Genomic DNA, 213 nt, shown 5'->3' on the forward strand with positions numbered 1-213 from the left:
GTTGGACAGTCTTTGAAGATTTCTAATTCTTCTTCACAAGCTAGCAGTAGCAGCTCTAGTTCTAGTTCTTCGAATTCGGGAACATCGTCATCTTCCTCGACTTCTGCTTATACTGTTAAATCAGGAGATTCGCTCTGGGCCATCGCTAATAAGTATGGTGTTTCAGTCGCTAATTTGAAGAGTTGGAACAGTCTTTCATCAGATACCATCTAT

At 40.8% G+C, this 213-nt stretch carries 1 protein-coding gene; it reads left to right on the top strand.

All coding sequences use genetic code 11. The features are described 5' to 3' along the window. The coding region (locus GSM_RS14980) for a LysM peptidoglycan-binding domain-containing protein (protein ID WP_010078442.1) at nucleotides 1-213 on the top strand (213 nt) is incomplete at both ends.

The organism is Liquorilactobacillus mali KCTC 3596 = DSM 20444, assembly GCF_000260415.1.
In the GTDB taxonomy this organism is placed as follows: domain Bacteria; phylum Bacillota; class Bacilli; order Lactobacillales; family Lactobacillaceae; genus Liquorilactobacillus; species Liquorilactobacillus mali.